This window comes from Synechococcales cyanobacterium T60_A2020_003 (genome assembly GCA_015272205.1).
Lineage (GTDB): Bacteria > Cyanobacteriota > Cyanobacteriia > RECH01 > RECH01 > JACYMB01.
In genome coordinates this window covers 1-6,776 of the sequence record JACYMB010000182.1, presented here as the reverse complement: position 1 = coordinate 6,776, position 6,776 = coordinate 1, and the positions used below count along the sequence as shown (strand labels likewise).

Annotated in this window: 8 protein-coding genes; 4 read left to right on the top strand and 4 right to left on the bottom strand. The window is 51.4% G+C overall.

The features are described from left to right. Positions 1–176: IS5/IS1182 family transposase (locus IGR76_09465; GenBank protein ID MBF2078730.1), on the top strand; the 176-nt coding region annotated here is incomplete at its 5' end. Between the two features lie 40 nt (positions 177–216). Here IGR76_09465 and IGR76_09460 read toward each other — a convergent pair. After that, a complete protein-coding gene (locus tag IGR76_09460) occupies positions 217–852 on the bottom strand; it encodes an esterase (GenBank protein ID MBF2078729.1) in 636 nt (211 codons plus the stop codon). A 96-nt stretch (positions 853–948) separates the two neighbouring features. Here IGR76_09460 and IGR76_09455 point away from each other — a divergent pair, with 96 nt between their 5' ends. Beyond that, positions 949–2,115 carry a succinate--CoA ligase subunit beta gene (locus tag IGR76_09455; protein MBF2078728.1) on the top strand — a complete coding sequence of 389 codons (1,167 nt, stop codon included), beginning with the start codon at positions 949–951 and terminating at the stop codon, positions 2,113–2,115. A 7-nt stretch (positions 2,116–2,122) separates the two neighbouring features. Further along, a complete protein-coding gene (locus IGR76_09450; GenBank protein ID MBF2078727.1) occupies positions 2,123–3,007 on the top strand; it encodes a CoA-binding protein in 885 nt (294 codons plus the stop codon). 24 nt (positions 3,008–3,031) lie between these two features. On the opposite strand, the gene IGR76_09445 is transcribed toward IGR76_09450, so the two are convergent. The 3 genes from IGR76_09445 to IGR76_09435 all read right to left on the bottom strand — a co-directional run bounded on the left by IGR76_09445 (position 3,032) and on the right by IGR76_09435 (position 4,453). Continuing rightward, complete coding sequence (locus IGR76_09445; GenBank protein MBF2078726.1) at positions 3,032–3,718, bottom strand: GNAT family N-acetyltransferase; 687 nt, start codon at positions 3,716–3,718, stop codon at positions 3,032–3,034. Between the two features lie 65 nt (positions 3,719–3,783). Continuing rightward, positions 3,784–4,254 (bottom strand): GNAT family N-acetyltransferase, encoded by a 471-nt coding sequence (locus IGR76_09440; GenBank protein ID MBF2078725.1) that lies wholly within the window; start codon positions 4,252–4,254, stop codon positions 3,784–3,786. Positions 4,255–4,276: 22 nt separating this feature from the next. Then, positions 4,277–4,453: a hypothetical protein gene (locus tag IGR76_09435; protein MBF2078724.1), complete on the bottom strand. Its 177-nt coding sequence runs from the start codon at positions 4,451–4,453 to the stop codon at positions 4,277–4,279. 156 nt (positions 4,454–4,609) lie between these two features. On the opposite strand from IGR76_09435, the gene IGR76_09430 reads away from it, so the two are divergent. Next, positions 4,610–6,679 (top strand): S9 family peptidase, encoded by a 2,070-nt coding sequence (locus IGR76_09430; GenBank protein MBF2078723.1) that lies wholly within the window; start codon positions 4,610–4,612, stop codon positions 6,677–6,679. The last annotated feature ends 97 nt before the right edge of the window (positions 6,680–6,776 follow it).

Sequence of the window (6,776 nt, the reverse complement as noted above, 5' to 3'; positions counted from 1 at the left end):
GCTATCATCGTCGTTCGATTGCTGAAACTACCATGTTCCGCTTTAAGACTATTTTTGGGGGCAATCTCAGTGCACGTCAATTTGACAATCAAGCCGTGGAATTGTTCATCAAATGTGTTGCGCTCAACCGCATGATTCAGATCGCTAAACCCGATAGCTACAAGGTTGAAGGTTAATACCAGGACACTCTCAAGGCGAACCTGACCGTTTTTCTAATCATGCAACAAAGCCGTCTTGAACTAATGTCCAAATAGTATTTTGTTGATCGACTAAAGCGTGATCGCTGTCGAGTTCTTTCAGACAAACCCAAGGCCGTTGTTCAGCAAATCGCTGGCTGGCTTGGATTGGCACTGTCTCATCATGAATACCATGGAGGATTAGCGTAGGCACGGGTCTTTGGAGATGTTGATCCGGATAGTGCTGTAAATCGGTTATGAAGGTGTAGCTTAGGGGGAGCGTGCGCTGCTCTCCGTAGTGATACACCGGAAGCAGTCCATTTCGTTCCCAATTGGCTAGGGTGTCAGAGCCTAGTCGTGGTATCCAGTGATCCAGGAACTCAAAGGCAGGCGCTAGCAAGATTAGACGTTCCACATTGGCAATCATTTCACCGAGCCAAGCTGCTGTTAATCCGCCAAAGCTGGATCCTATTAGCGTAATTGGAGACGCACTGCGCGTTATAAGTTGCTTGACCTGTTCAAGCTGGCGCGTGAGGGTGAGGGTGGAAAAGTCGTCTTGGTTGAGATCGGGACACTGGAGCGGGATGCCAATGCGTTGAAAGCGATCGCGCAAGCCCTCAGCTTTGATTGATCGTGGACTAGACGCAAATCCATGAAGGTAGATGTACGTTCCGATTGTGTGTTTGGTCACACCTTTGGCCTCTCTTGCGCGGCTATATTAAAAGCCTACGACTATAGTTTTTCATATCAGGGGGAGACACTACGAACGATCATGGACTTGCTAGAGTACCAGGCGAAAGAATTATTCCGGGCCGTTGGCATTCCGGTACTTCCTTCTCAGCGCATTGATCGGACTGAGGAGTTGAAGAATCTGCGAATCCCATTTCCGGTAGTGCTCAAGTCTCAAGTCTATGCCGAAAGTCGAGGCAAGCAGGGTGGCATTAAGTTTGCGAATAATACGATTGATGCGATCGCGGCGGCTCGGTCGATCTGGAATCTTTCGATCATGGGGCAGTATCCTCGCGTGTTGCTAGCTGAAGCCATGTATCAACCTGATCGCGAATTTTATTTAGCCGTCACCATTGATCGATCCGCACGCCGACCGATCTTGCTGGGTTCACAGCAAGGAGGAGAGGCGATTGAATCTGACCGAACGAAGATTCATCCCGTGATTGTTGATCAGGAATTTTCACCGTTTTATGCCCGCCGACTTGCGCTCCAAATGGGCTTGCAGGGTGAACTTCTGCGTTCGGTCAGTACCATCGTTCAGAAGATGTATCGACTGTTCGTGCAAAAGGATTTAGATCTAGTCGAGATTAATCCCCTGGCTGTCAGCGGTGAAGGGGAACTCATGGCGCTAGATGGGAAGGTGATTGCGAACGATGATGCGCTGGGTCGTCATCCGGACATCGCCGCATGGCAGGTCGAGTTCCCCAACGCGACGGATGTGCTGTCCGAGTTGGGTATGGCGTGTAATCGGGAGTGGATATCGTTAGAGAGGGGCGATCGCGGCCATATTGCGGTCATTTGCAGTGGTGCGGGGTTAACAATGGCGACCCTAGATTTGCTCCATGCAGAGGGAGGAGTTCCGGCCTGTTTCCAAAATCTAGGGGGAGATTGCCGCTATAACATGGTGGATCGGGAGTGGGGAGAGCACCTTCGCCACAGCCTAGATCAGATCGGGCGCGATCGCCAGATTACGGTCGTACTCGTGAATTTGATTGGGGGTGGATTGTCGGGCGATGAGGTCGGGCAAGCGATCGCCGACTATTGGCATATCCATGGAGGACGGTTGGCGATCGTGCTGCGTGTGGTGGGGAATGCCTTTGACCAAGCCCAAATAGCTTTGAGTGATACGGAGGTTGTTTTGGTGGATGACCTCGATGCGGCGATCGCCAAAACCGTGATGCTGTCGTCGTCAGCGATAGGTGTGGGATAATCAGCCTATGAGCTTCACTGCGGCCAACCGAGTTCTCGTACAAGGGATTACCGATTCCTTAGGGGTCACCCATGTCCCTCTGATGAGTCGCTATGGTACCCGCGTGATGGCGGGTGTGAGTCCGGGCTATGGTGGCGAGGCGTTAGACGGTGTGCCAATTTTTGATGCGGTGGAGCAAGCGATCGCCCACGTGGGCGCGATTGATACGTCGGTCATCTTTTCCCCGCCCTATCTAGCCCTAGATGCGGCCCTAGAGGCGATCGCCGCTGGCATTCGGCAAATTATTCTGCTGACCGAAGGCGTCCCATCGATTGATCTGATTCGGCTGATTCGGCAGGCCGAAGCAACGGAAACCTTACTCGTGGGGCCAACCTGCCCCGGAATCATCGTTCCAGGGCAGATTTTGCTGGGAACCCATCCGCCTGAATTTTACACGCCCGGTTCTGTGGGGATTGTGAGCCGTAGTGGAACCCTCACCTACGAGATTGCCTTGGGCTTAACCCGTGCGGGGTTAGGACAGTCCATTGCGGTCGGCATTGGGGGCGATCGCATAGTCGGATCATCCTTTCAGCAGTGGTTGCAAATCCTTGATGAAGACGATGCAACCGAGGTGATTGTTCTCGTCGGTGAAATTGGAGGCGATGCCGAGGAGAGGGCGGCGCGATACATTGCAGATGTGATTGATAAACCTGTGGTGGCCTATATTGCGGGACGTACGGCTCCCCGTGGACATCAGATGGGACACGCAGGTGCAATTATTGCGGCGCAGCCGCGCGGAATGCGTGAAACGTTAGGGACGGTGGAGCGTAAGATTGCAGCATTTCGCAAAGCAGGAATAGCCGTTGCCTCACGACCGTCTGAGATCCCGGCATTGGTTAACAAATTTCGGTAGAGACTTAGTAAAGCGCTCTACCTGCTACGACTGGGAAGTTAAAGTCTTTCGCAAAAAGAGTTGACGAGGTTTACCAAACAAAATGCTGCCAATGCCCGTGTCGATACTTTCAGCTTGATAGCCTGCTTTTTTGTAAAGCTTGCGGGCATCTTTATTCGTTTCTAGGACATGGAGATAAATCTCAGAAAAGCCCCAATCCAGGGCAATCTGTTCACAGGCCGTTAGCATTTTTAGGGCAATGCCTTGCCGTCGGTGGGTCGGTCGCACGGCTAAGTTCGAAATATAGAGATAGGGCTCGGTTCTCATATTCCAAAATTTTGGCGTTTTGGCGCTCAGTTCAATCGTACCGACGACGATGTCCGATATCCCAAGCGTTGCTTGAAGATTAAGACGAGTGCTGTAGTCAACTGCGGCGAGGCAGGCGTAGTGAGGTGCCTGCTCATGAAAGCGATGGCGCAAATCTTCGTAAATGCCGAGCCGAAAGAGGGGAAACAACCAACTGGCCTGACCATCGGGTTTGTAAAAGCTGTCGGCCAACAGATCTGACAGGTCGCGGAGGTCATGGGGACGAGCCGTGCGAATCAAAAAAGGAAACATATCCGACGGGCGATCGCTCGATTCCCAACAATAGGGAGATCGAGGCTGGGCAGGAGAGGGGAGCAAGGGGGGGGTGAACAAACGGTTCTGGCGACTCTGGCGGGAAGCGCTCATGATGCCTCAACAGCGACGTGCTAATACTCCATATTAAAGAAACTCGCTGAAAAAAGGATAGGATGTCAGCATTGTGAAATAGGCTTAATCATCCAGATGGCTTGGGGACGATAGCCCAGGGTTTCGTAAAGGTTTATCGCCGCCCGATTTTCGGTGAAAACTTGGAGGCCAATTTGGCGATCGCCGCGATGGGCAGCCCATGCCTCTGCCGTTTGCATCAGGGCTGAACCGATACCGCGCCGACGGTGGGCAGGTTCTACAAAAAGCATAAAGATATAGGCATGGCGATCGCCCGAAATCTGATCTACCGTATTTCCCATCCATAGTCCTGCGATGGGTGTAGACGGATCCGTTTGGAGAGCGATCCACCAAGTCGGCGTTTCCAACGAAAAATATTGCTCGACCGTGCGATTTAGATGGTCAAAGCACTGATCGGGATACAACTCTTGGTAGGTTCGTTTGAGAAACTGACTGACAAGGGTGCGATCGCGCCATGCACCGCGCCGTTGAACATAACCTTCAATCGGGAAGGTCATCATCGACCCCTTAGACCAGTACTCATAGGACGGGCTGTGGTGTAGACGGCATTACAACCGATACAGCATCAGGCTCTTCGATGGGGGCAGGGGCTGCCATATCGTCTGCGAGAAAACTTCGAGAACTCACAGCTACGAGCGCAAAGATAAAGGTCAACACGATGAGAAGAGGTGCGATGTATTGTCGAAAAATGGCCATAGGTGCGATCGCTCAGGATAAAAGTTTAGTAATTCTTAACTATTATAACGGCTGCCATTCCTGGTTTTAGGCTTCGGATCGGGAGACTGGATTCCCGATCGCGGCAGCCAAGAAAACGGGCTAGAGTGGGAAGAAGCAGCTAGAGTGAATTGGATCATGGCAGAGGAACAGAAGCGCTTCGTATATCCCCCCAGCGTTCGGAGTGATCAGGTTGATATCTACCACGGCATTTCCGTTGCAGATCCCTATCGCTGGCTAGAAGATCCCCATTCATCCCAAACCAAAGACTGGATCGAAGCGCAAAATGCCGTCACCTTTGAGTTCCTAAATCAAATTCCTGCCCGTCACGCCATTCAAGACCGCTTAACGAAGCTATGGAACTACGAGAAATTCAGCATTCCGTTTCATCGGGGCGATCGCTATTTCTACTTCAAAAATGATGGACTTCAAAATCAGAGTGTGCTGTACACGTTGACGGCATTGGATGCTGAACCGACCGTGCTTCTCGATCCCAATACCCTCTCTACCGATGGCACCGTTGCCCTCACAGGTCTTGCGGTGAGTGAAGAGGGTCGTTTTTTGGCCTATGCCCTCTCAACAGCAGGCTCGGACTGGAAAGAGTGGAAGGTTCGCGACATTGAAACGGGCGATGACTTAGCGGATCATTTGCTTTGGAGCAAGTTTTCAGGAGCCTCCTGGTTACCCGATGGAACTGGATTTTTCTATTCTCGCTATGCGGAACCAAACGAGACGACGAAGTTAGAAGACGCCAACTATTTCCAAAAACTCTATTTTCATCGTCTAGGGACATCCCAAGACGAGGATGTGCTGATTTACGATCGCCCTGATCAGAAAGAATGGGGATTTGATGGCTCAGTTACGGAAGATGGCCGTTATCTCATCATTTCAGTTTGGAAAGGAACCGATTCGCGAAACCTGGTATTTTACAAGGATTTGAGCCAAACTAATAGTGCGATCGTAGAACTTGTTTCTGCGTTTGAAGCTCGTTATCACGTCATTGAAAACGATGGAACGACCCTGTGGGTTCAAACCGATCTAAACGCGCCACGGGGACGAGTCATCGCAATAGACCTAGACCATCCGGAACCGGAAAACTGGCGATCGCTCATTCCCGAAGCACAGGAAACCCTCGAAACTGTCAGCGTTCTAAACGGGCAGTTTGTAGCGTCGTACCTCAAAGATGCCCATAGTCAGATTCGCATCTTTGCCATGGACGGTTCCTTGGTGCGTGATATAGACCTCCCTGGCTTAGGATCCATTTCTGGCTTTGCTGGACGAAAGACTGATACGGAAACCTTCTACAGTTTCACAAGCTACACCACGCCGACTACGATCTATCGGTGTGACCTAATCACTGGGGAAAGTCAGATTTTTCGCCAGCCTCAAGTGGACTTTAACCCCACAGACTACGAGACGCACCAAGTCTTTGTACCCAGCAAAGATGGAACCTTAATTCCTCTATTTATCACTTATAAGAAGGGGATGATGATGGATGGCGATCGCCCCACCTATCTCTATGGCTATGGCGGGTTTAATGTCTCTCTCACCCCATCATTTTCTCCCGGAATGCTGGTTTGGATGGAGATGGGCGGGATCTACGCTGTCGCCAATCTACGGGGTGGCGGCGAATACGGTGAAGCATGGCATCAAGCGGGCATGAAGCACAATAAGCAGAACGTCTTTGATGACTTCATCGCATCAGCAGAATGGTTAATTGAAAAGGGATATACCTCTCCCCAAAAACTGGCGATCGCGGGTGGCAGTAATGGGGGACTGTTGGTGGCCGCCTGCATGGTGCAACGTCCCGATCTCTTTGCCGCCGTGTTACCTGCCGTTGGTGTTATGGATATGCTCCGTTTTCACACCTTTACGATTGGCTGGGCTTGGTGCGCCGAGTATGGCTCATCGGAGAATCCCGACGAATTTAAAACGCTCTATGCCTATTCACCGCTCCATAATCTCAAGCCCGGAACGCACTATCCCGCAACGCTGATCACCACCGCAGACCACGACGATCGCGTTGTGCCAGCCCACAGCTTCAAGTTCGCCGCCGCGTTACAACATGCCCAAGCTGGAGATCCCCCCATCCTCATTCGCATTGAAACCAAAGCTGGACATGGAGCTGGGAAACCGACATCGAAGCAGATCGAAGAGTTGAGCGATCGCTTTGCGTTTTTGGTGGCGATATTGGGAATAGACAACTAAAGGGGGTAATCCACCTTGAAAGATAGGTTTAAAAAGGCGTTGTTGCATGAAAGAGGGGTTGCGGGCAGGAGAGGCATGGTAAATTTCAGTTATCACA

Coding starts and splice junctions, on each gene's coding strand:
- IGR76_09440 (MBF2078725.1), bottom strand. CDS start 4,254: ATGACCTTCCCGATTGAAGGTTATGTTCAACGGCGCGGTGCATGGCGC.
- IGR76_09450 (MBF2078727.1), top strand. CDS start 2,123: ATGAGCTTCACTGCGGCCAACCGAGTTCTCGTACAAGGGATTACCGAT.
- IGR76_09430 (MBF2078723.1), top strand. CDS start 4,610: ATGGCAGAGGAACAGAAGCGCTTCGTATATCCCCCCAGCGTTCGGAGT.
- IGR76_09455 (MBF2078728.1), top strand. CDS start 949: ATGGACTTGCTAGAGTACCAGGCGAAAGAATTATTCCGGGCCGTTGGC.
- IGR76_09445 (MBF2078726.1), bottom strand. CDS start 3,718: ATGAGCGCTTCCCGCCAGAGTCGCCAGAACCGTTTGTTCACCCCCCCC.
- IGR76_09435 (MBF2078724.1), bottom strand. CDS start 4,453: ATGGCCATTTTTCGACAATACATCGCACCTCTTCTCATCGTGTTGACC.